The sequence below is a fragment of the Microbacterium sp. BWR-S6Y genome (assembly GCF_041379845.1).
Lineage (GTDB): Bacteria > Actinomycetota > Actinomycetes > Actinomycetales > Microbacteriaceae > Microbacterium > Microbacterium hydrothermale.
Window position 1 is genome coordinate 603,346 of the sequence record NZ_JBFECV010000001.1, and the last position, 21,554, is coordinate 624,899.

General features: G+C 70.5%; 25 protein-coding genes. 9 read left to right on the forward strand and 16 right to left on the reverse strand.

What is annotated here, in order from left to right:
• Positions 1 to 17 precede the first annotated feature (17 nt).
• Entirely contained in the window at positions 18 to 815 is a 798-nt protein-coding gene (locus AB1K56_RS02885) for an LLM class F420-dependent oxidoreductase (protein ID WP_371204467.1), read from the reverse strand.
• 93 nt (positions 816 to 908) lie between these two features.
• Between AB1K56_RS02885 and AB1K56_RS02890 the strand changes: the two genes are divergently transcribed.
• Together AB1K56_RS02890 and AB1K56_RS02895 are read left to right on the forward strand one after the other, a co-directional pair.
• Positions 909 to 1,088, forward strand: a complete 180-nt coding sequence (locus tag AB1K56_RS02890; RefSeq protein WP_371204468.1) for a hypothetical protein — start codon at positions 909 to 911, stop codon at positions 1,086 to 1,088.
• 16 nt (positions 1,089 to 1,104) lie between these two features.
• Positions 1,105 to 2,103, forward strand: coding sequence for an o-succinylbenzoate synthase (locus tag AB1K56_RS02895; protein WP_371204470.1), 999 nt, complete (start codon positions 1,105 to 1,107; stop codon positions 2,101 to 2,103).
• On the opposite strand, the gene AB1K56_RS02900 is transcribed toward AB1K56_RS02895, so the two are convergent.
• Positions 2,090 to 2,716: a TetR family transcriptional regulator gene (locus tag AB1K56_RS02900; protein ID WP_371204471.1), complete on the reverse strand. Its 627-nt coding sequence runs from the start codon at positions 2,714 to 2,716 to the stop codon at positions 2,090 to 2,092. The two genes, AB1K56_RS02895 and AB1K56_RS02900, sit on opposite strands and share 14 nt — an antisense overlap.
• Positions 2,717 to 2,833: 117 nt before the next feature.
• Here AB1K56_RS02900 and AB1K56_RS02905 point away from each other — a divergent pair, with 117 nt between their 5' ends.
• From AB1K56_RS02905 to AB1K56_RS02915, 3 genes are all read left to right on the forward strand, one after another.
• A complete protein-coding gene (locus AB1K56_RS02905; RefSeq protein ID WP_371204472.1) occupies positions 2,834 to 5,722 on the forward strand; it encodes an MMPL family transporter in 2,889 nt (962 codons plus the stop codon).
• Entirely contained in the window at positions 5,719 to 7,803 is a 2,085-nt protein-coding gene (locus AB1K56_RS02910) for a YhgE/Pip domain-containing protein (protein WP_371204473.1), read from the forward strand. The genes AB1K56_RS02905 and AB1K56_RS02910 overlap by 4 nt, the downstream gene beginning before the upstream one ends.
• Before the next feature lie 207 nt (positions 7,804 to 8,010).
• A complete protein-coding gene (locus tag AB1K56_RS02915; protein WP_371204474.1) occupies positions 8,011 to 8,331 on the forward strand; it encodes a hypothetical protein in 321 nt (106 codons plus the stop codon).
• Between the two features lie 129 nt (positions 8,332 to 8,460).
• Here AB1K56_RS02915 and ccsB read toward each other — a convergent pair whose 3' ends face one another.
• From ccsB to AB1K56_RS02950, 7 genes are all read right to left on the reverse strand, one after another.
• Complete coding sequence (ccsB, locus tag AB1K56_RS02920) at positions 8,461 to 9,468, reverse strand: c-type cytochrome biogenesis protein CcsB (RefSeq protein WP_371204475.1); 1,008 nt, start codon at positions 9,466 to 9,468, stop codon at positions 8,461 to 8,463.
• 4 nt (positions 9,469 to 9,472) lie between these two features.
• Positions 9,473 to 11,170, reverse strand: coding sequence for a cytochrome c biogenesis protein ResB (locus tag AB1K56_RS02925; RefSeq protein WP_371204476.1), 1,698 nt, complete (start codon positions 11,168 to 11,170; stop codon positions 9,473 to 9,475).
• 13 nt (positions 11,171 to 11,183) lie between these two features.
• Positions 11,184 to 11,933: a cytochrome c biogenesis CcdA family protein gene (locus tag AB1K56_RS02930; protein WP_136587569.1), complete on the reverse strand. Its 750-nt coding sequence runs from the start codon at positions 11,931 to 11,933 to the stop codon at positions 11,184 to 11,186.
• The gene (locus AB1K56_RS02935; protein WP_264631584.1) at positions 11,930 to 12,535 is read right to left on the reverse strand and encodes a TlpA disulfide reductase family protein; all 606 of its coding nucleotides are present in this window, start codon (positions 12,533 to 12,535) and stop codon (positions 11,930 to 11,932) included. The genes AB1K56_RS02930 and AB1K56_RS02935 overlap by 4 nt, the downstream gene beginning before the upstream one ends.
• Complete coding sequence (locus AB1K56_RS02940; protein ID WP_136587567.1) at positions 12,535 to 13,176, reverse strand: histidine phosphatase family protein; 642 nt, start codon at positions 13,174 to 13,176, stop codon at positions 12,535 to 12,537. Before AB1K56_RS02940 ends, AB1K56_RS02935 begins: the two co-directional genes overlap by 1 nt.
• Before the next feature lie 77 nt (positions 13,177 to 13,253).
• Positions 13,254 to 13,949 carry a DedA family protein gene (locus AB1K56_RS02945; RefSeq protein ID WP_371204477.1) on the reverse strand — a complete coding sequence of 232 codons (696 nt, stop codon included), beginning with the start codon at positions 13,947 to 13,949 and terminating at the stop codon, positions 13,254 to 13,256.
• A gap of 100 nt (positions 13,950 to 14,049) precedes the next feature.
• Positions 14,050 to 14,439 (reverse strand): DUF6264 family protein, encoded by a 390-nt coding sequence (locus AB1K56_RS02950; RefSeq protein ID WP_371204478.1) that lies wholly within the window; start codon positions 14,437 to 14,439, stop codon positions 14,050 to 14,052.
• A 131-nt stretch (positions 14,440 to 14,570) separates the two neighbouring features.
• Here AB1K56_RS02950 and aspS point away from each other — a divergent pair, with 131 nt between their 5' ends.
• Together aspS and AB1K56_RS02960 are read left to right on the forward strand one after the other, a co-directional pair.
• Complete coding sequence (aspS, locus tag AB1K56_RS02955) at positions 14,571 to 15,911, forward strand: aspartate--tRNA(Asn) ligase (RefSeq protein ID WP_371204479.1); 1,341 nt, start codon at positions 14,571 to 14,573, stop codon at positions 15,909 to 15,911.
• A 73-nt stretch (positions 15,912 to 15,984) separates the two neighbouring features.
• Complete coding sequence (locus tag AB1K56_RS02960; protein WP_371204480.1) at positions 15,985 to 17,049, forward strand: ABC transporter ATP-binding protein; 1,065 nt, start codon at positions 15,985 to 15,987, stop codon at positions 17,047 to 17,049.
• A gap of 25 nt (positions 17,050 to 17,074) precedes the next feature.
• Here AB1K56_RS02960 and AB1K56_RS02965 read toward each other — a convergent pair whose 3' ends face one another.
• The 6 genes from AB1K56_RS02965 to AB1K56_RS02990 form a co-directional block, all read right to left on the reverse strand.
• Positions 17,075 to 17,377 carry a Dabb family protein gene (locus tag AB1K56_RS02965; RefSeq protein ID WP_371204481.1) on the reverse strand — a complete coding sequence of 101 codons (303 nt, stop codon included), beginning with the start codon at positions 17,375 to 17,377 and terminating at the stop codon, positions 17,075 to 17,077.
• Entirely contained in the window at positions 17,374 to 17,652 is a 279-nt protein-coding gene (locus tag AB1K56_RS02970; RefSeq protein ID WP_371204482.1) for a glutaredoxin family protein, read from the reverse strand. The genes AB1K56_RS02965 and AB1K56_RS02970 overlap by 4 nt, the downstream gene beginning before the upstream one ends.
• 40 nt (positions 17,653 to 17,692) lie before the next feature.
• Positions 17,693 to 17,986 (reverse strand): rhodanese-like domain-containing protein, encoded by a 294-nt coding sequence (locus tag AB1K56_RS02975; RefSeq protein WP_371204483.1) that lies wholly within the window; start codon positions 17,984 to 17,986, stop codon positions 17,693 to 17,695.
• A 132-nt stretch (positions 17,987 to 18,118) separates the two neighbouring features.
• The gene (locus AB1K56_RS02980; protein ID WP_003792170.1) at positions 18,119 to 18,217 is read right to left on the reverse strand and encodes a 30S ribosomal protein bS22; all 99 of its coding nucleotides are present in this window, start codon (positions 18,215 to 18,217) and stop codon (positions 18,119 to 18,121) included.
• 83 nt (positions 18,218 to 18,300) lie between these two features.
• Positions 18,301 to 18,492 (reverse strand): helix-turn-helix domain-containing protein, encoded by a 192-nt coding sequence (locus AB1K56_RS02985; RefSeq protein WP_076677409.1) that lies wholly within the window; start codon positions 18,490 to 18,492, stop codon positions 18,301 to 18,303.
• Positions 18,493 to 18,629: 137 nt separating this feature from the next.
• Positions 18,630 to 19,025, reverse strand: coding sequence for a helix-turn-helix transcriptional regulator (locus AB1K56_RS02990; protein WP_136587559.1), 396 nt, complete (start codon positions 19,023 to 19,025; stop codon positions 18,630 to 18,632).
• Positions 19,026 to 19,132: 107 nt separating this feature from the next.
• On the opposite strand from AB1K56_RS02990, the gene AB1K56_RS02995 reads away from it, so the two are divergent.
• Entirely contained in the window at positions 19,133 to 20,536 is a 1,404-nt protein-coding gene (locus AB1K56_RS02995) for a TrkH family potassium uptake protein (RefSeq protein WP_264631683.1), read from the forward strand.
• Positions 20,529 to 21,200, forward strand: coding sequence for a TrkA family potassium uptake protein (locus tag AB1K56_RS03000; RefSeq protein ID WP_136587557.1), 672 nt, complete (start codon positions 20,529 to 20,531; stop codon positions 21,198 to 21,200). The genes AB1K56_RS02995 and AB1K56_RS03000 overlap by 8 nt, the downstream gene beginning before the upstream one ends.
• A 66-nt stretch (positions 21,201 to 21,266) precedes the next feature.
• Here AB1K56_RS03000 and AB1K56_RS03005 read toward each other — a convergent pair whose 3' ends face one another.
• Positions 21,267 to 21,554, reverse strand: coding sequence for a DUF1905 domain-containing protein (locus AB1K56_RS03005; protein WP_371204484.1), 288 nt, complete (start codon positions 21,552 to 21,554; stop codon positions 21,267 to 21,269).

Consider the following 21,554-nt stretch of genomic DNA (forward strand, 5'->3'; position numbering starts at 1 on the left):
TGGGCGGGCGACTCGCGTCAGGCGTTCTTTGCGTCGCGCCAGCGCAGCCAGCGCTCGACGAGCGAGTAGTCCCACTCGGGGCCCGAGAAACCGAGCGTGAACAAGCGGGTGCCGGCGTCGAACAGCGCGTCCGCGACGTCCTCGTCGCGGTCCTTGAGCTCGTTCGACACGACGAGGTCGGACAGATCGCGCTGCTCGGTCTCGGCCCACGTCCGGATAACGTCGAACTTGTGCGGCAGTTCGTCGGGCGTGACGAAGCTGTGCCAGATGTGGGCGTGACGGGCGACCATGCGCAACGTCTTCTGCTCGCCCTTGCCGCCGATCATGACGGGGATCTCGCGGGTGGGGGCGGGGTTGAGCTTCGACCAGCGCGCGGCGATGCGATCAAGATCGGTCGCGAGGGCGTTGAGCCGCGAGCCCGCGGTGCCGAACTCGTAGCCGTACTCGTCATAGTCGCGCTGGAACCAGCCCGAACCGGTGCCGAAGATGAAGCGACCGGTGTCGCCGCCCTTCTTGCTGATGTGGTCGACGGTGCGCGCCATGTCGGCCTGCAGGTCGGCGTTGCGGTAGCTGTTGCAGTTGACGAGGGCGCCGAACTCGACGCGCTCGGTCTGCTCGGCCCAGGCCGCCAGCATGGTCCACGCCTCGAAGTGCTCCCCGTCGGGGTCGCCGTAGAGCGGGAAGAAGTGGTCCCAGTTGAACAGGACGTCGACGCCCATCTCCTCGAGACGGAGGACGGCGTCGCGGATGTCGGAGTACTGCACGTGCTGCGGCTGGATCTGGACGCCGAGCCGCACCGGAGTGTCGAAGAGCATGGCGTCAGCCTATGCCCGTGCCCGGACGGCGGGACGGGTGGACGGCCGGCTCCCGGCCACGTAGCGTGGAGAGGCCAGACGATCGGAGTCATCATGACGAAGAAGATGTCGAAGCTCTCGCGACTGCGGGATTACCTGTTCGGCCCGCGCCGCACGCACGAGCAGGCCGAGACCGCTCGGCAATCCCTCGACGGGCAGAAGGACCTGTCCTCGTACACCGTCGAACGCCAGACGTTCTGGCTCGGCGGGTTCGGCGGCGGCGGACCGCGCTGAGCGCCATGATGAGGGCATGAGCACCGTCGCCCTCCCCCCGCTCGCCGACGTCCTCGCCACCGCGCGAGTCGTCTCCCTTCCCCTGGCCGCGCGCTTCCGCGGCATCCACGTGCGCGAAGCGGTCGTCTTCGAGGGGCCGGAGGGGTGGACCGAGTTCTCCCCGTTCGTCGAGTACGGCGACGATGAGGCGGCGACCTGGCTCGGCGCCGCCCTCGATTACGGGTGGTCCCCTTCTCCCCTCCCGGTCCGCGACCGCATCGGCGTCAACGCCACGATGCCGGCGGTGCCCGCGGGCGAGGTGCGCGGCATCCTGGAACGCTACGACGGATGCCGAACGGTCAAGGTGAAGGTGGGCGAGGCCGGTCAGACCCTCGCCGACGACGTCGCGCGGGTGCGGGCGGTGCGCGAGAGCATGGGCCCCGAGGGGCGCGTGCGCGTCGACGCCAACGCCGCCTGGAACGTCGACGAGGCCGAGAGAGCGGTGCACGCCCTCGCCGAGTTCGACCTGGAGTACGTCGAGCAGCCGTGCGCCGAGGTCGAGGAGCTCGCGCAGCTGCGGGAGCGCATCGCTTACCTCGACATCCCGATCGCCGCCGACGAGAGCGTCCGCAAGGCGGCCGATCCCCTGCGGGTCGCGCGCAGCGGAGCCGCCGACCTGCTCGTGATCAAGGCGCAGCCCCTCGGCGGCGTCCGCGCGGCGCGCGAGATCGTGCGGCGGGCGGGGCTCCCGGTGGTCGTCTCGAGCGCGCTCGACACCTCCATCGGCCTGTCGATGGGGGCGGCTCTCGCGGCGTCGCTGCCGGAGCTGCCCTACGACTGCGGTCTGGGCACCGCGTCGCTGTTCACCGCCGACGTCGTGGCGTCCCCCCTCGTCGCCCGGGACGGGATGCTGAGCCTGGAGCGTCCGCGCCCCTCCGGGGCCGACCTCGACCGCGTCGCCGCCGACGACGAACGACGCGACTGGTGGCTCGCGCGTCTGAGCCGGTGCTACGGGCTGCTGCTCACTCGAGGATGAGGCGCACGAGCTGCTCGAGGCGCTCACCGAGCGCGGCGCGGGTGGCCGTCGCGTTCTGACGCGTCATGAGCGCCTTCTCGGCGGTCGTCACCCACGCGGACAGCAGCAGTTCGGTCGCCATCTCGGCCGGAACGCGCAGCGAGAGCCCGCGCGCGTGGGCGATGTCGCGCACCAGCTGCGTCACGCTGACGCTCAGCGCGCGGTTCAGCGCGAGATACGCCTCCGCGAACTCCGGGCTGCGCAGCGCCTGCACGCGGATCTCGGCGCCGAGCAGCACGTCGAGCCGGTCGTCGCCGGCGATCTCGAGCACCTCCTGCACGAGCTGGAGGACCTCGCCCGTGGCATCCAGGCCGCGCGCCTCGATCGAGGTGACGCGTTCGCGCACCATCGCGACGGTCACCTCGGCCGATCGCGCGCACAGCGCGAGGAAGAGCTCCTCCTTCGAGGCGAAATTGGAGTAGAAGGCGCCGCGCGTGAATCCGGCGCGCTCGCAGATGGCCTCGACCGACGCGGCCTCGATGCCGATCTCGGCGAACATCTCGGCGGCGGCATCCATGAGACGGGTGCGCGTGTTCTCGCGACGGCGCGTCGTCGCGGGGGCGGAATCGCTCATCCGCTGCCTCTCTTTCTGGGGCGAAATCCAGGTTCGACCCCGCCCGCTCCGACTACGATACATTGATGTATCCGATACGGTGATGTATCGACTCGTTCACCGATCGTGGGAGCCGCCGTGTCGACATTCCTGTACACCCTGGGTCGCTGGTCGTTCCGCCACCCGTGGCGCGTCCTGACCGCGTGGCTGCTCGTGCTCGTGCTCGCCGGAGGCGGCGTCGCTCTCTTCGCCAAGGGCACCGACAACACTTTCACCATCCCGGGCACCGAGTCGCAGGCGGGCCTCGAGATGCTCGGTCGCACGTTCCCCCAGGTGAGCGGCGCGAGCGCCGAGATCATCGTCGTCTCAGCCGACGGGGCGAAGGTCACGGACCCGGCCTACCAGGACGCCGTGCAGAAGACCACGACCGACGTCGGCGGGCTCGACTTCGTCGAAGCCGTGACCGACCCCTATGACTCCCGCATCTCGGGCGGCATCTCCGACGATCAGCGCGCCGCGATCGTGCGCATCCAGTTCTCCGGCGAATCCACCGAGGTGCCCCAGGCCACCGAAGACGGACTCCGCGAGGCCGCCACCGCCCTCGGCGACGCCCTTCCCGCCGGCTCGCAGGCGGTGCTGGGCGGCCAGCTCTTCGCCACCGAGATCCCCGGCGCGTCCCTCACCGAAGCCCTCGGCGTGCTGATCGCCGCCCTCGTGCTCATGGTGACGTTCCGCTCGTTCCTCGTGGCCGGGATGCCGCTGGCCACCGCGATCCTCGGCGTCGCCCTCTCGATCGCGCTGATCTTCATCGCGACCGGATTCGCCACGGTGTCCTCGACGACGCCGCTGCTGGCGGTGATGCTGGGCCTGGCGGTCGGCATCGACTATGCCCTCTTCATCGTGTCGCGACATCAAGACCAGACGAGAGCCGGCATGGACCCCGAGGAGTCCACCGCGCGCGCCGTCGGCACCGCCGGCTCGGCCGTGGTCTTCGCCGGCATCACCGTGCTCATCGCCCTCATCGGCCTCGGCTTCGCCGGCATCCCCTTCCTCACCACCATGGGCATCGCCGCCTCCGTCGCGGTCGCGATCGCGGTGTGCGTCGGGCTGACCCTGACCCCGGCCTTCCTCGGGTTCGCCGGTCAGCGCGTGGTCGGCTGGGGGTACAAGCGCCCGAAGAAGCGCTCGCGCACGGCGACCGCCGAAGACGACGCCGCCGCCGCCGAAGAGGCCGCGGCCGAGAGCGTGCGTCGCGCCTCGACGGCGGCCGTGCGGGCCCAGCGCAACGGCCCCGCCAAGCGCTGGGTGGGCCTGGTCACCCGGCATCCGGTGGTCACCACCGTCGCCGTGATCGGCGTGCTCGGCGTCACGGCGATCCCCGCCGCCTCCCTCGCGCTGACCCTCCCCAATGCGGGACAGCTGCCCCAGGGCGACGAGGCCCGCGTCGCGTACGAGCTGACCGACGAGTACTTCGGTCCCGGCGCGAACGGCCCCCTCATCATGACGGGGACGATCGTCACCTCGAACGACCCGCTGAACCTCATGACCGACATCGGCGACGAGATCGCCAAGATCCCCGGCGTGGCCGAGGTGGCCCTGGCGACGCCGAACGAGACCGCCGACACCGGCATCGTCCAGATCGTCCCCGAGACGGCCCCCGACGACCCCCGCACCGCCGACCTCGTGCGCGAGCTGCGCGCCCAGGAAGACCGCCTGTACGACGAGTTCGGCGTGCGCCTGCTCGTCACCGGCTACACCGCGGTCACGATCGACATCTCCGATCAGCTGGGCGCGGCCCTCCTGCCCTTCGGCCTGTTCGTCGTGGGCCTGTCGCTCGTGCTGCTGATGATCGTGTTCCGCTCGATCTGGGTGCCGCTCACCGCCGCCGGCGGGTACCTGCTGTCGGTCGCCGCCTCGTTCGGCGTCGTCGCGGCCGTGTTCGAGTGGGGGTGGTTCGCCGACGCCCTGCACGTGGCCAAGGTCGGACCGATCATCAGCTTCATGCCCATCGTCGTGATGGGTGTGCTGTTCGGCCTCGCGATGGACTACCAGGTCTTCCTCGTCTCGCGCATGCGCGAGGACTACGTACACGCGAAACGCGACGGGCGCACGCCCCGCGAGGTGGCGCTCGGCGCGGTCCGCAGCGGCTTCTCGGCATCCGCCCGCGTCGTCGTGGCGGCGGCCGTGATCATGTTCGCGGTCTTCGTGGCGTTCGTCCCCGAGGGCGACTCGAGCCTGAAGCCCATCGCCCTGGGGCTCGCGGTCGGGGTCGCCGTCGACGCGTTCCTCGTGCGCATGACGCTCGTGCCGGCGATCCTCGCCCTGCTGGGCGCGAAGGCGTGGTGGATGCCGCGCTGGCTCGACCGCATCCTGCCCAAGCTCGACGTCGAGGGCGAGGCGGTCGAGCGCGAGGTGCACCTCACCGACTGGCCCGCCGAGCCCGCGATGGCGATCGCCGCCGACGATCTGCAGACATCCGTCTCGTCGGATGCCGAGGAGCCGGTGTTCCGCGACGTGTCGCTGCGCCTGGGCTACGGCGGCACGCTGCTGGTGACGGGAGAGACCCGCACCACGCGCACGCTCCTCCTCGCCCTCGCCGGTCGCCTGTCGAAGATCGAGGGCAAGCTCCGCGTCGACGGCCTGCTGGTGCCGGAGCGCGCCGGTGCCGTGCGCGCCCGCGTCGGCGTCGCCCTCCTCGACGACCCCTCCACCGCCGAGGCGGACGTGGTCCAGGCCGTCGCCCGCGGAACGCGCATCGTCGTCGTCTCCGACATCGACCGCCTCGACGACGACGCCCGCGACGACGTCGCGCACGTGCTCCGCCGCGCCGCGGTCGAGGCCCGCGAGCGGGCGGGAGACGCCTCGTCGCCCTTCACTCTCGTCGTGTCGGCCCGCGACGAACGCCGCGCCCTCGCTCTGCTGTCGGAGGCGCACCGCCCCGACGTGGCATCCCTGTCATTGCCCACGCCGCGACGGCACCGCACCGAACCCGAAACCTTCGCCGATCTCTCCGAGGTGTTCGCATGACTCTCCCCGTCGAGCGCTCCCGCTCGCGCCGCCCCGTCACCTGGCTCACGCTCATCGGCGTGCTCCTGCTGCCCGCTGTGATCGGCGGCATCCTGGTCGGCGCGCTGTACAACCCCACCGACCGGCTCGAGAACATCACCGCCGCGATCGTCAACGACGACAAGGCCGTCGAACTGAACGGCCAGCTCGTCCCGCTCGGTCGACAGCTCACCGGCGGTCTCGTCAAGGGCGCCGACGACCAGTCGAGCAACATCGACTGGGTCATCTCGAACGACGAGGATGCCGCCGCGGGCCTCGCCGACGGGACGTACACGGCCGTCGTGACGATCCCTGAGAACTTCACGGCCGCCTCGCTCTCGACGCGGCCGGGCGAGACGCCGGTCAAGGCGACGATCGGCGTGCAGACGGCCCCGGACGCGCGCGTCGTCGACGGAGCCATCACCTCCGCGCTGGCCACCACCGCCACCAGCGTCTACGGCGGTGAACTGTCGTCGCAGTACCTGAAGAACGTCTTCCTCGGCTTCACCACACTGAGCGATCAGCTCGGCTCCGCCGCGAGCGGCGCGCACCAGCTGGCCGACGGAGCCTCGCAGGCCGCGACCGGGGCGGGCGACCTGCGCGACGGTCTCGGACAGCTCTCCACCGGAGCCGCGGGCGTCGCCGACGGGGCCGCCCAGATCGCGGCCGGCACCGGCCCTCTCGCCGACGGCGCCTCGAAGCTGGCGTCGGGGTCGACGGCCCTCGCGAGCGGAACGCGGGATGCCGCCGCGGGCGTGGACAAGCTCGCGACCGGGGCCGACGGCATCGCCGCCGGCAACCAGGAGCTCGCGACGCGGATCAACGGTCTCGCCGACCAGATCCCCCCGGGCTTCGCCGACGACGCGCAGAAGCTCGCCGACGCGGCCCCGCAGGTCAACAAGGCCCTGGTCGATGCGAACGACGCCCTGCAGAAGGCGGCGGCGGAGTGTACGGGAACGCCGGAGCAGTGCCAGGCCCTGCGCGATGCGGCGGCCGCCGCCGCAGCCTCTCTCGGCCAGGCGACCGACACGGTCACGCGGATCGGCGATCTGGCCGGACAGGCCGCCCAGCTCCCGGCCGGCATCCGCGCCATCGCCGACGCCAACCAGCAGCTCGCCGACGGCGCGACCGGCCTCGCCGGCGGTGCCCGCGAGGCGGCGACCGGTCTCGGCACGCTCGCCGGCGGAATGGACGGCATCGCCACCGGTGCGACCCAGCTGGCCGACGGGACGGCGAAGCTCGGCGCAGGCGCCGCGACCCTGAGTTCGGGCGCCGCGCAGCTGGCATCCGGAGCCTCCGGAGCCGAAGACGGCGCCGGCAAACTCGCCGACGGCGTGAGCCAGGTCGCGAGCGGCACCTCGTCGCTCGCCGACGGGCTGGACTCCGCCGTCGCGCAGCTGCCGACCTACACCGACAGCCAGGCGACAACCCTCGCCGACGTCGTGGCCGACCCGGTGTCGGCGACGGGAGCCGACGACTCGCTCTTCGGCCTCGCGGCCGTCCCCCTGTTGGCGATGGCCGTGCTGTGGTTCGGCGGGCTCGCCTCGTTCGTGGCGTTCCAGGCCGTGTCGGCGCGCGCCCTCACCAGTCGTCGCCCGTCGGCCCTCGTGGCCCTGCGCGGCTTCGCCCCCGCGGCCCTCATCGGAGCCGTGCAGGGTCTGCTGGTGGCCGGGGTGGTGCAGATCGCCTCGAAGTACGACTGGGGCGACTGGGCGGTGTTCGCCCTCGTGTGCGTCGCGGCCGGCATCGCCTTCGCGGCCGTGCACCAGGCCCTGGTCGCGGTGTTCGGGGGCGCGGGACGCTGGATCGCCGCCGTGATCGGCGCGCTGGCGCTGGGAGCGAGCATCGTCTCGACCGTGCCTCCGGCGCTGGCCGCCGCGGCATCCCTCCTGCCGACGGCTCCGGCGTACCAGGCGATGCTCGGCGCCCTGTCGTCGGCCGGTGGAGTCGGGGCGGGCGTCGCCGGGTTCGTCGTGTGGGCCGTGCTGTCGCTGATCGTCACGACGCTGATCGTGGTGCGCCGCCGCACGACCTCCGCGAAGACCGCCGCCCAGCCCGCGTAACGGCGCCACGAGCGAGAGCGCCACCGGACCGGGTCGCGGCTCCGCGGCGCGATGCTCTCGGTTGAGTGTCCAGGAAACGCCGGTGCGCGTCCTGCCCGAACGGGGTTTCTCGGACACTCATCCGAGGAGGCGCTCCGAGGTGGGCCCTCCACAAGGGGGGTGTCCACAGGCCGCGGGAACATGCGACGCGGGGCGGGCGGACCTGGTGTGGGCTGGCCACCTGCGATCGCGACCGCTTCCACCCGAACTCGGCTCGGCGTTCTCGTGCGGGAGGCGGACGAGCACGGCGTCCTTCGTCGACGGCTCAGCGCGCACGATCTGCGTTCGCCGTTCCACGGTGTCCGCGTCACCCACGACCACCCGCTGACCCGTCTCGAGGATCGCTGCCGCCGGGATGCCGACCGCTGGCGCGCCATCGCGCGCGAAGGCTGGACGCTGATCCGCGTCGTCGCTCACCACCTCAACGCACCCCAGCGCGACGTGGTGACCCCGGTCGCCCGTGCCCTCGGCGCGGCCGAATTGCATTGAGTGTCCAGAACACGCCGTCCGTGTCCGCCGTTGGCCGGCGTGTTTTGGACACTCAACAGAGTGAGGGGCGCACGCGAAGGGCCCGCCCGGCGACTGCCGGACGGGCCCGAGTCCCACGGGAAGGGCGGATTACGTCGTCAGGCCGCTGTAGGCGTGCAGGCCCTTGAAGAAGACGTTGACGATCGTGAAGTTGAACAGCACCGCGGTGAAGCCGATGATCGACAGCCACGCCGAGCGGGTGCCCCGCCAGCCGCGGGTCGCGCGAGCGTGGATGTAGCCGGCGTAGAGCACCCAGATGACGAAGGTCCAGACCTCTTTGGTGTCGAAGCCCCAGAAGCGGCCCCACGCGTCGTTGGCCCAGATCGAACCGGCGATGAGGGTGAAGGTCCAGAAGATGAAGCCGACGATCGCGAAGCGGTAGGCCAGCGACTCCAGGGCGTCGGCGTTCGGAACCGTGCGCAGGAAGCCGCGCTTCGGCTCGGCATCCCCCGGGGCTTCGGCGAGCTTGCGCTCGCGACGGGTCTGGATGAGCTGCACGACCGAGAGCCCGAAAGCCAGAGCGAACAGCGCCGTCGCCAGGCTCGCGACGAACACGTGCACGACGAGCCACACCGACTTCAGCGGGTCGGCGAGCGGCACGACCTCGACGTGGAACGCCAGCGTCGCTCCGCCGAGCAGCAGCACGGCGAGGCCGGTCATGAGCGAGCCGAGGAAGCGCAGGTCGTAACGGGTGAGCACGGCCAGGTACACCGCGATGATCAGCAGCAGCCCGGTCATGGCGAACTCGTACATGTTCGACCACGGCACGCGCTCGGCGGCGATTCCGCGCAGCACCGTCGCGACAAGGTGGAAGACGAACCCGAGAGCCGTGAGCACGGTGCCCAGGCGGGCCCAGAAGTAGCGCGGCTTGGCGGAGGTGGCGGATGCCGCCGACCCGCCGCCGGAAGAGATCACTCCCCCGCCGCCCGCGGTCACGAGCTCGCGCGCGACGACCTCGTCTTTCGCCTTGAGCGCGAGGTCGGAGCGGCGCGCCAGGTCGATCGCGTAGGCGATGAACGCCAGCACGTAGATGGCGACCGCCGTCCACACCAGGAGGAGGGAGATCTCGTCGAGGAGAAGCGGGTCGGTTCCGGGCATGGTCTCAGTCTACTTTTCCGGTGTCGGGGTGGCTCTGGCCGGGGGTCGGGGGGAGGGTCGCACCGTGCTTCTCGGCGAGCTGGTCGACGGCCGCCGCGAGCGTCGGGTCCTCCCCGCGCGCGAGGCCCGCGTACTCGACGAGCACGGAGTCGCCCTGCGGGGTGGCCTTGACCCACATGCGGCGGCGCGGCACGAAGAGCGCGGCGAGCAGACCGAGCAGGGCCAGCAGGGCGAAGGAGAGCACCCAGGGCCCTGCGAGGTCGCGGTGGATGGACAGGGAGGCGAAACGCTTGACCGATCCCTCGTACCCGACGGCTCCCGCGGGCGCCTCGTTCTCGAAGGTGATCGTGCCGAGGCCGTTCGGCAGGTCTTCGGTCTGGCCGGGCATGAGCTGGATGGCCGGGTTCCCGCTGTCTCCTCCGGCGATCTGCGTCATGCCCGAGGGGTCGAGCGTGTACACCGATCGGGGAGTGCCGTCGTCGATGCCGAGGTCGCCCTCGTAGACGCGCAGCGTGAGCGTCGGGTACTCCAGCGCCCCGTAGGTCGAGGTCAGGGCGCCCGAGGGGAGCACGTCCATCGTCGGGTAGAAGAAGCCGAGCAGACCGAGCTGTTCGGGCAGGCCGTCGGCGACCTTGATGACGCCGAGCGAGGTCATGTTGGCATCCTGGGGCAGGAAGGCGACCGAGTCGTGGAACACCTCGTTGCCCTGGGCGTCGCGGATCGTCACGGTCGGGGCGTAGCCGTTGCCGAGCAGGTAGACGCGGTCGCCCTGCACGTCGAGCGGGTGGTTGACGCGCACCTCCCCGTCCTGCGGATCGGTACCGGGGGCCTGCGTCGTGACGTGCGCGACGAAATCGCCGGCCTGACCCGATCCGGGCTGCCCCGGGGGGACGTAGGTCACGTCGAACTTGTCGAGCGTCATCGAGTACGGCGTGAGTGTGTCGCCGCTGACGAAGCGACCCGGGTTGAACGAGGAGTAGTCGAGCAGGCTGTTCGCGAAGGCCTGCCCCTCGACGAGAACGCGCTGACCGGTGTAGGTGAATCCCCCGCCCACGCCGACGGCGATCAGCACGCCCACGAGCGCACCGTGGAAGAGCAGGTTCCCGGTCTCGCGCAGGTATCCGCGCTCGGCGGACACCGAGAACGATCCGCGCCCGTCGTACCGCGCCACCCGGTAGCCGCTCTTGCGCAGCTGCGCGGCCGCGGACTCCACGGCGGCCGCCGCCACGGCATCCGCATCCGCATCCGCATCACCCTCGACCGCGATCGTGCGGGAGCGGTGGTCGTCCAGGCGCGACAGACGCGCCGGCGTACGCGGGGGCTGCGAGCGCAGGGCCTTCCAGTGGTGCTTCGTGCGCGGGAGCACGCAGCCGATCAGCGAGATGAACAGCAGAAGGTAGATGGCCGAGAACCACGGCGAGGTGTAGACGTCGAACAGGCTCAGCTTGTCGAGCACCGGCGCCAGGTCGGGGTTGTCGGTGAAGTACTGGGTGACGCCGTTGGGGTCGGCGCTGCGCTGCGGCACCAGCGAGCCGGGCACCGCGGCGATCGCGAGCAGGAGCAGCAGCACCAGGGCCGTGCGCATGCTGGTCAGCTGACGCCATCCCCAGCGCAGCCAGCCGACGACGCCCAGCTTCGGCTGGGTGACCTCGTCGGCGGAGCCGCTGTCGGCGTGGTCGGACGGACGCAGCGGGTCGGTCATCGTGTTCCCTCGATCAGAGCGGGAGTTGGACACCCTGGATCACCCCCTGCAGCACCGACATCCACTGGCCCCACAGGCCCGTGACCATGAGCAGGCCGAGGACGATCAGCAGCCCTCCGCCGATGAGGTTCACGACGCGGATGTGCCTGCGGACGAACGACACCGACCGCGTGGCCCAGCCGAGGCCCAGGGCGAGCAGGACGAACGGGATGCCGAGGCCGAGCGAGTACGCCAGTCCGAGCAGCGCCGCCCGGCCCGGGTCGCCCAGGTTGTACGACACCGAGAGGATCGCGGTGAGCGTGGGGCCGATGCACGGCGTCCAGCCGATGCCGAGGGCGATGCCCAGCAGCGGGGCGCCGATGAGTCCGAGGTTCGCGCGGGACTGCATGCGCACCGATCGCTGGGCGAGCCCGAACAGACCGATGAACACCAACCCCATCAGGATGATGACCACGCCCATGACGCGCGTGATGACATCGGCGTATTCGATGAAGAAGGCGCCGAGGGTGCCGCCCAGGACGTTGATCGCCATGAACACCGCCGTGAAACCGGCGATGAACAGCAGGGTCCCGCCGAGCAGTCGCCCGCGGCCGGGTCCGGATGCCGATCCCCCGCGGGGGGCGACGGCACCGCCGATGTAGCCCAGGTATCCCGGGACCAGCGGCAGCACGCACGGCGACAGGAAGGAGATGAGCCCCGCCGCGAGCGCGATGGGGACGGCCACCCACAGCGCCCCGTCGAAGACGAGAGCGCCCGGGTTCACGCGTTCTCCGCGACCAGCGTGCGCACGATCGCCTCGAGGATCGAGGCCTCGGGGAGCTCGCCGACGATGCGGGCCGCGACGCGGCCCTGCTTGTCGAGCACGAGGGTGGTGGGGGTGGCGTTCAGCGGGGTCGCCTTGTTGAACGCGAGCTTCAGCTGCGCGTCGTCGACGGCCATCGCGCTCGAGTACGACACCTCGTGGTCGCGCGCGAACGACAGGGCCGTCGCGGGCTGGTCGTACGTGTTGATGCCGAGGAAGGCGACGTCCTGACCCTGGAAGCTCTGGTAGGCCTGCTCGAGACGCGGAGCCTCGATGATGCACGGTCCGCACGTGGCGTACCAGAAGTTGACCACGAGCACCTTGCCCGCGAAGTCGGCGCTCGAGACGGGCGAGCCGTTGTCGAGCGTTCCCGAGAAGTCGACGGGTTCGCCGCGCTGGTCGGCCGCGATCTCCTTGGTCTGGAAGCCGTTTGCGGCGATGTAGCCCTTGTTGTCACCGGCGCGGTACTGGTCGGCGAGAGGATCGGCACTGCAGGCGGCCAGACCCGCGATGAGCGCGGCGGATGCCAGGACGGCTCCGGCCGCGGTGAGGATTCGGCGCATCACACGGCTCCTACGTCGACGGCACCGGCGGTGGATGCCGGCGTTGCGTACGCCACCTCGACGAACCGCGGACCGCCGGCGCCCTCGCGCCGTTCGAAGCTCGTCACGCTCGACAGTTCGCAGCGGCGCTTGCGCGGGTCGTGGCGGGTGGGCTGGTGGGACAGGGCGAGGTGGGTCACCCAGATGGGCAGCTGGTGCGAGACGACGACGACGTCGCCCGAGGGCACGCGGTTCCAGGCGTCGTCCATCGCCGCGACCATCCGGGCGACGATGCGCTCGTACGGTTCGCCCCAGCTGGGCACGGCGGGGCGGCTCAGGTGACGCCAGTTCAGGGGGTTCGCGAGCGCCTGCTTCATGCGGCGGCCCTCGAAGACGTTGGTGGGCTCGATGACGCGATCGTCGATGAACGGCTCGGCACCGAAGAGTTCGACGAAGGGTTCTGCCGACTCGCGCGTCCGCTGCAGGGGCGAGACCACGAGGGCGCTCACGGGACGCTCGAGGCCGTGGACGTACTCGGCCGCCTGCCGCGCCATGCGGCGCCCCTCGACGCTCAGACCGAAACCGGGAAGCCGACCGTAGAGCACGCGACGGGGGTTGTAGACCTCTCCGTGGCGCACGAGATGAAGGCGATCGGCGGGCACGATCCCAGTCTAGGCGCGGGTTCTGTGGTCTGACTGAGTCCGGATGCCGGTTGCCTCGACGTGGAGATATCCCCCGCTCAGGCGTCCCGACGGGCCGCGAGCAGCGACCTCACCCGCGAGTAGAGGAACCACGCGACGCCGACGCCGACCGCGGCGATGACGACGTACTGCAGGATCGAGGCGTACTCCTCCACGATGTGCCAGTTCTCGCCGAGCAGGTAGCCGGAGAGCACGAAGATCGTGTTCCAGATCAGGCTCCCCGCGCCGGTGAGCAGCCCGAAGCGCCACAGCGGCATCTTCGAGACGCCGGCCGGGATCGAGATGAGGCTGCGGAAGATCGGGATCATCCGACCGAAGAACACCGCCTTGCCGCCGTGGCGTTCGAACCAGGCGACGGTCCGGTCGACGTCTTCGGGATGCAGCAGCGGCATCTTGGCCGCGAACGCCCGCAGCCGCGCGGCGCCGAGCCAGCGTCCCAGCCCGTAGAGCAGGAAGGCGCCGACGACGGAACCGACCGTGGTCCACAGCAGCGCCTCGACGAGGGTGAACGATCCGCGGCTGGCTGTGAGCCCGGCCATCGGGAGCACCACTTCGCTGGGGAGCGGGGGGAACAGGTTCTCGAGGGCGATCGCGACGCCGGCCCCGACGGGCCCGATGACCTCCATGAGCGACACGGTCCAGTCGGCGAGCGAGGTCAGCCAGGACTGCTCCTCGGCGGAACCGGAACCGGAACCGGCCCGCAGCGGGGAGAGGGAGAGGGTGGTGTCGGTCATCGGGTGCCTTCGCGCTCGGTGATCGGCCGCCCGTCCAGGCGTCCTCGGTCCAGGTTACGGCCCGGTCCGGCGCGGTTCCTGGGGGTTGCCCCCGAGCGATTCAGGATGCCGAGAGCCCGGCGCCGACGAGGGCGGCGGCGACGAACCACACGGCGACCATGGTCGCGATCGCGACGAGGGGGACCCAGAACGCCAGGCGGTGACGCACGAGACGGACGATGGCCACGACGACGCCGATCACGAGGATCACCCACGGGGCGATGACGGCGGTCCAGAAACCCGAGTTCATGAGCCCTGCGTCGCACGACTGCGTCGCGCAGACCTGCGCGGCGGAGGCGAGGACCACCCCGGCGTAGGTCGCCACGAGCGCCAGCAGCGGCAGGAGCACGAGCAGGACGATGGTGAGGGCGACGTCCCACGGTCGCGCGGCACGCCCGCGGGGTTCCGGACGCAGCGTCCGGAACGACTCCGGGGGGAGGGAGAACGTCACGAGCGCCATCATAGGGACGGCGGGCGCGCCCCGCCCGCGGATCGACTGCGCACACGGTCGGCCCCACCACGACGCCCCCGACGCGGAGGCGACGAGGGGCGCGCGACCGCCCGCACGTAGACTGGTCGATCGTGAGCGAACGCGTCCTGGTCAACCAGCTGAAATCCCTCCCCGCCGGCCCCGTCGAGGTGTCGGGATGGGTCGAAACCGTGCGCGATCAGAAGAAGGTGCAGTTCGTCGTCCTGCGCGACGAGACCGGCGCCGTGCAGCTGGTCAACCCGGCGACGCGCCCGGCTGAGGACGCCGGCGAGCAGGATGCCGCGGCCCTCGCCCTCACCGAGACGATCGGTGGCCTCGCGACCGGCACGTTCCTGACCGTGCGCGGCGAGCTCAAGCACGACGAGCGCGTCAAGCTCGGCGGCGTCGAGATCAAGGTCGGCGAGCTGATGGTCGCCGCCGCGGCCAACCCCGAGACGCCCATCGCCGCCGACAGCAGCCCCGACAAGCGCATGGACTGGCGTTTCCTCGACCTGCGCCAGCGCCGCAACAACCTCATCTTCCGTGTGCAGACGACTCTCGAGCACGCCATGCGCACGTACTGGGTCGAGCGCGACTACATCGAGGTGCACTCCCCCAAGCTCATGGCCTCCCCCTCGGAGTCCAACGCCGAGCTGTTCGAGGTGCCCTACTTCGAGGACAAGACGGCCTACCTCGCGCAGAGCCCGCAGTTCTTCAAGCAGATGGCGCAGGTCGCCGGCTTCGGCAAGATCTTCGAGATCGCCCCGGCCTTCCGCGCCGACCCGTCGTTCACCAGTCGTCACGCGACCGAGTTCACCTCGATCGACGCCGAGATCAGCTGGATCGACTCGCACGAAGACGTGGCCCGCATGCAGGAGGAGCTTCTGCAGACCGCTTTCCAGGCCGTCGCCGACAAGCACGGGGCGGAGATCCAGGAGCTGTTCGGCATCGAGGTGCAGGTTCCCACGCTTCCGTTCCCCCGCATCCCGCTCGCCGAGGCCCGCGAGATCGTCGCCGCCCGCGGCTACGAGATCCCCCGCACCGACGGCGACCTCGACCCCGAGGGCGAGCGTCAGATCGCGGCGCACGTGGCCGAGACGATCGGGCACCAGTTCGTGTTCATCACCGACTACCACCCCGAGATCCGCGCGTTCTACCACATGCGCGACGAGGAGACCGGGCTGACCAAGTCGTACGACCTGCTGTTCAACGGCGTCGAGATCACCACCGGCGCGCAGCGCGAGCACCGCGTCGACGTGCTGATCGAGCAGGCGAAAGAGAAGGGTCTCGACCCCGAGCACCTCGACTTCTACCTGGACTTCTTCCGCTTCGGCGCTCCCCCGCACGGCGGTTTCGGCATGGGCCTCGCCCGCGTGCTCATGCTGCTGCTCGGCGAGTCCTCGATCCGCGAGGTCACCTACCTCTTCCGCGGCCCGACGCGACTGGCTCCGTAAGGTTCGGTCCAGCGACGCCCGGGGTTCACCCCCCGGGCGTTCGCATGTCATCCGGGGCATCTACCGTCGGGTCATGGTCGCCGTCACCGCCCTCGATCCGTCACCGGGCGACGCGTCGCGCCCCACGGGCTGGACCATCGTCCTCGAGGGCGTCCGTCGCGAGCGCTCCGGAGTCGTCATCCTCGACGGCGTCGATCTCGATGTCTCCGCCGGACGCATCGTCGGTCTCGTCGGTCCCTCGGGCTGCGGGGCGTCGACGCTGCTGCGCCTGGTGAGCGGAGCGGAGAAGCCCGATGCGGGCAGCGTCACGATCGAGGGCCGCGTGGGGCCGGCGGCGCCCCGCGTCGCGGAGGTCCGCGACCGCACGCCGGTGGCGCGTTTCGGCCGTGCGCGCGCGGCGATCGTCGCCGCGGGCCGGCACGCGGGGGTCATCGATCCGGATGCCGAGGCCGACCGTCTGTGCGAAGTGGTCGGTCTGACCACCGGCCACAAGAGCGTGCACCGCCTGTCGCACGGCGATCGCCAGCGGTGGGCGCTCGCGCGCGCCCTGGCCTCGCGGCCCCGCGCCCTCGTGCTCGACGACGCCCTGGCCGCCCTGCACACGAGCGCGCGCGCCGCCACCCGCGATCGACTTGTTCGAGAGCTGCGGGAAGGTGGCGTCACCACGCTGTGGGCCACGCGCGACACCGCCGAGGGCGCCGCCGTGGCCGATCAGCTCGTCGTGATGGATGCGGGGCGCGTCGTCGCCGCGGGCACGCCCGACGAGGTCTACGCCCGCGTCGGCGATACGGCGGTCGCCGAGGTCCTCGGGCCGGTCAGCGCCGTCCCCGGGATCGTCGAGGGCGTCGTCGTCGAGGTGTGGGGGCAGGAACTCCCCCTCGCGGCGGCCGCTCACGACGGTCACTGCGAGGTCGTGGTCCGCCCCGAGAACGTGCTGCTGGTGGGCCCCGACGCTCCCGGCGTGGATGCGATCGTCGAAGAGACGATCTTCCTGGGCAGCGTGCGTCGATCGACCGTGCGCACGAGCGACGGCAGCCGGGTCGTCGTCGAGCACGCGCCCGACCAGCGCGTCGACGATCGGGACGCGGTCCGCATCGCCCTCGCCGCGGTTCCGGCGACGGTGCGGCCTCTCGGCTGAACCGGCACCGGCCCAGCGGACGGGCTCAGAACGGGTAGTCGACGCAGGACCGCTCGGACACGACCGAACGGATGAAGCCCGCGACCTCCTGGTGCGCGGGGTGCACCTGGTAGCGCTCGAGCGCGTCGACGTCGGCGAACTCGCTGACGAGAGCGACGTCCCAGTTCGACTGCGGGTTTACGGTGTTGCGCCCCACCTCGATGTGCTGAATCTCGTCGATCACGGGGGCGAGGGCGAGCAGTCGCTCCGCAATCTGCTCAGCGTGCAGGGCACGCGTGTCGACGTCGTCAGCCGACAGCTTCCAGAGGACGATGTGGCGGATGCTCACGCGGAGGCTCCTTGGGTGTCGGCCGCCATCAGCGCGGCGCGGAGACGGTCGGCCGACACGCGCCAGTGCGCGTGGAGGTCGCCGTCGATGAGGACGACCGGGATCTTCTCCCACCAGGTCGCGTAGAGCGCGGCATCCTCGGCGATCGAGGCGTGCTCGACGGAGATGCGGTCGGCCACGTCGGCCGGGAGGCCTTCGATGACCGTGTCGACGATCTGATCCGCGACCTCGCACAGATGGCACGCGGGTTTGCCGATCAACGTGAGGGTGGTCACGTCTCCATCCTAGGAGGCGCGATCGGCGCGGGGTCGGAGCTCAGGCTTCGACGTCGTATCCCGCGGCGATCCATTCACCCGTTCCGCCGTCGACGTTGGTGGCGTCGTGGCCGCGAGCCGAGAGCGCCTCGACCACGCGTGCCGAACGGCCGCCCGCCTGGCAGATGACGTCGAAGGGCTCGCCCGGCAGTTCGTCGAGGTGCTCGCCGATGGTCGACATCGGCATGTTCACCGCACCGGGGACGTGCCCCGCGGCGAACTCGTGCTCTTCGCGCACGTCGATGAGGGGGCGCTCGCGCCCCGCGTGCAGGTCGTGGACCGAGATGGACTGCATGCGTGCCTCCTGAGGGCGGACGGGTGGGCGCGAGCGGCTTCGCCTGTGCTCGCCGCAGTGTGCGGTGTCGCTGCTCGCGCGGATACACGAAGCGCCCGTCGCATCGGACAGGCGCTCGGTGTGGTGGCCGCGTTACTTCTTGTTGCGGCGCTGGTGACGAGTCTTGCGAAGCAGCTTGCGGTGCTTCTTCTTCGCCATGCGCTTACGGCGCTTCTTGATGACAGAACCCACGGAAAACCTCACTAAGTCGGGGTCTGGGTGCCGATGTCGGCGCCCGGGAACACTAGGCGTTCGGAAAAAAGCCTCGGATCAGTCTAGCCGACGTCGGACACCGGTCGCTGCACGGCCTCCACGACCGCCGATTCCGGCACCCGGTAGCTGCGTCCGAAGCGCACCGCGGGCAGTTCGCCCGCGTGCACCAGACGGTAGACCGTCATCTTCGACACGCGCATGAGCTCGGCGACCTCGGCGACCGTCAAGAACCGCACGTCCGGCAGCTCGGCCATGGCTCACCCCTCGTTCCGGGTGAACTCACCCTCCTGATGCTGAGCACACTCTAGGGTCTGCGCGAGACGGCTGTAAACCTATGCGGCTTCTGTGACGGATGTGCTCTCGAGATGCCCGGTATGCGGCATCCTCCGGGTCACCGTCCGGGGAGTTTGCGGAACGCCGTCGAGAACGAGTGCTTGACGGATGCCGCGGCCCGGCCGACCACCTCGGCGGCGTGCACCGCGGACTCGGGGAGAGCCGGCTCGTTCTCTTCGTCGATGGAGAAGAACGGCACGAGCCAATCGTCCACCTCGTCGAGAGGCGCGACCGCGAGGCTGTAGTACCGGTGCTGCCCCTCTTCGCGCACCGAGACGAGCTCGGCCTCGCGCAGGACCTTGAGGTGCTTCGAGACCGTCGGCTGGCTCACGCCGAGCGCCGCCACGATCTGGGAGACGCTCGTCCCCCGCTCACCGCCGGTCGCCCGATCGAGGAGCAGCTGAAGGATGTCGCGACGCGTTCCGTCAGCGATCACGTCGAAGATGTCCGCCATGGCATCAGATTAGCCGCGCCCCGCCCCGAGTACCATGATTCGGGTTCGGGCATCGAAGGGAGCGGCGCATGGCGGCGACGCCGAACGAGGCGCGACTGCCGGTGCGCATGCGGCGCATCGCCTACGAGGCATGGGATCGTCTGCGCAATCTCACGACGGCATCGCCGGCCCGTTTCGCCGTGCTCGTCTTCGCGACCCTGATCGCTCTCTTCACGGCGCTCTTCTCCCTGCCCGCCGCCTCGGCGACGGGTCAGCGCATCCCCCTCGCCGACGCGCTCTTCACGGCCGTGTCGACGATCTGCGTGACGGGGCTGTCGACGATCAACATGTACTCGGACCTGTCGCCGCTCGGCCGGGTGATCACGTACATCGGCGTGAACGTGGGCGCGCTCGGCGTGCTGACGCTGGCCTCCATCCTCGGCCTGGTCATCTCGAAACGCCTCGGACTGCGCGCCAAGCTCATCGCCGCGGGCGACAGCAACCCGTTGCGTGCGCACGGCGGACCGGTCAACGAGGGCCAGACGGTGCGCCTCGGCGAGGTCGGTCAGCTGCTGCGGACCGTGGCCCTGTCGACCCTCGTGATCGAGGCGGTGCTCACCGTCCTGATCTACCCGTCGCTCATCATCGGCGGCATCCATCCGCTCGTCGCGCTCTGGGAGGCGCCCTATTACGCGGCGATGGCCTTCACCAACACGGGGTTCATCCCCAACGCCGACGGCCTGACGCCCTTCGCCCAGGACTACTTCCTGCTCACGGTTCTGATGGCCGGCGTCTTCCTCGGCTCGATCGGCTTCCCGGTCATCTTCACGCTGTGGCGGCACTACTGGAAGTTCCGGCTGTGGTCGCTGCACGCGAAGCTCACGATCATCACCACGGTGGTCCTGTTCTTCGTCGGGGCGGGCGTCATTCTGCTGCTGGAATACGACAACCCGCTGACATTCGGAAGCATGGATGCGTGGGACACGACGTTCCAGGCGTTCTTCCTGTCGGCCATGACGCGCTCCGGCGGATTCAGCGTGATCGACATCGGCGACCTCAACGGCGCGACCCTCATCGTCGGGTCGATGCTGATGTTCGTGGGCGGGGGTTCGGCATCCACCGCGGGCGGTATCAAGGTCACGACCCTCGCCGTCCTCGCCCTCGCCGTGTTCTCCGAGGCGAAGGGGCGCCCCTCGGTGCAGGCCTTCGGCCGACGCATCCCCAGCGACGTGCAGCGCGTCGCCCTTTCGGTCGTGGCGTGGGGCGCGACCATCGTCGCCGTCTCGACCGTCACCATCAGCCGCATCACCGACGCCCCGATCGAGCACGTGCTCTTCGACGTGGTCTCGGGCTTCGCCACCGTAGGCCTGTCGACGGGGCTCACCGCCCAGCTGCCCGACCCGGCCGTCTACGTCATGGCGGCCACGATGTTCATGGGGCGCATTGGTACAGTGACTCTCGCCGCGGCCGTGGCGGCGTCGTCCCGGTCGCAGCTGTACGCGCTCCCCGTGGAAAGGCCCATCGTTGGTTGAACGCATCCGCAGTGACGCCCCCGTCCTGGTCATCGGCCTCGGGCGATTCGGAGCGGCCTGCGCGGGCGAGCTCGACCGGCTCGACCGCGAGGTGCTCGCCGTCGACGGCAATCTCGAACTCGTGCAGAAGTGGTCGGAGCGCGTCACCCACGCCGTCCAGGCCGACGCGCGCAACATCGACGCGCTGCGCCAGATCGGCGCTCAGGACTTCCAGGTCGCGGTCGTCGCGGTCGGCTCCCTGATCGAGGCGTCCGTGCTCATCACAGCGAACCTCGTCGACCTGAAGGTCCCGCAGATCTGGGCGAAGGCCGTCTCGCAGTCGCACGGCAAGATCCTCGCCCGCGTCGGGGCCAACCACGTCATCTACCCCGAGGCCGAGGCGGGTGAGCGGGTCGCCCACCTGGTCAGCGGACGCATGCTCGACTTCATCCGCTTCGACGACGACTTCGTCCTGGCCAAGATGTACCCGCCGAAGCTCGTGCGCGGCGTGGGGCTGAACGAGTCGGGCGTGCGCACGAAGTACAACGTCACGGTCGTCGGGGTGAAGAGCCCCGGGCGCCCGTTCCGCTACGCCGAGGCGAACACGGTCGTCACCAACCACGACCTCATCATCGTCTCGGGCACGAACAGCGACATCGAGCGCTTCGCGGCCCTCGACCGCTGAGCACGGGGCACCGACGACAGCACCCGCGGGGCGTTCCCGCGTGACGCGCGCCGGCACGACGGGACGTCACGCGTCGACGTCGAGCACGACCTCGATCTCGTCGCCGACGCCGAGGTCCTCGGCATCCTGCAGCGCCTTCTTGACCGGCACCACGTATCCGCCGTCCTTCGGCCAGAGCGATGTCGTCACCGTGGTCGCCCCGACCGTGACGGATGCCGGGATCATGCCCCACCCGTAGGTGACCACCGGGGAGACCTCGGCGATGAGAGCCGCCTCCCGGGCCGGCACGGTCACGAAGTGGTAGGGCGCGGGGCCGCGCCAGTACCAGATCGGTCCCGCGAAGCGCAGGCGCAT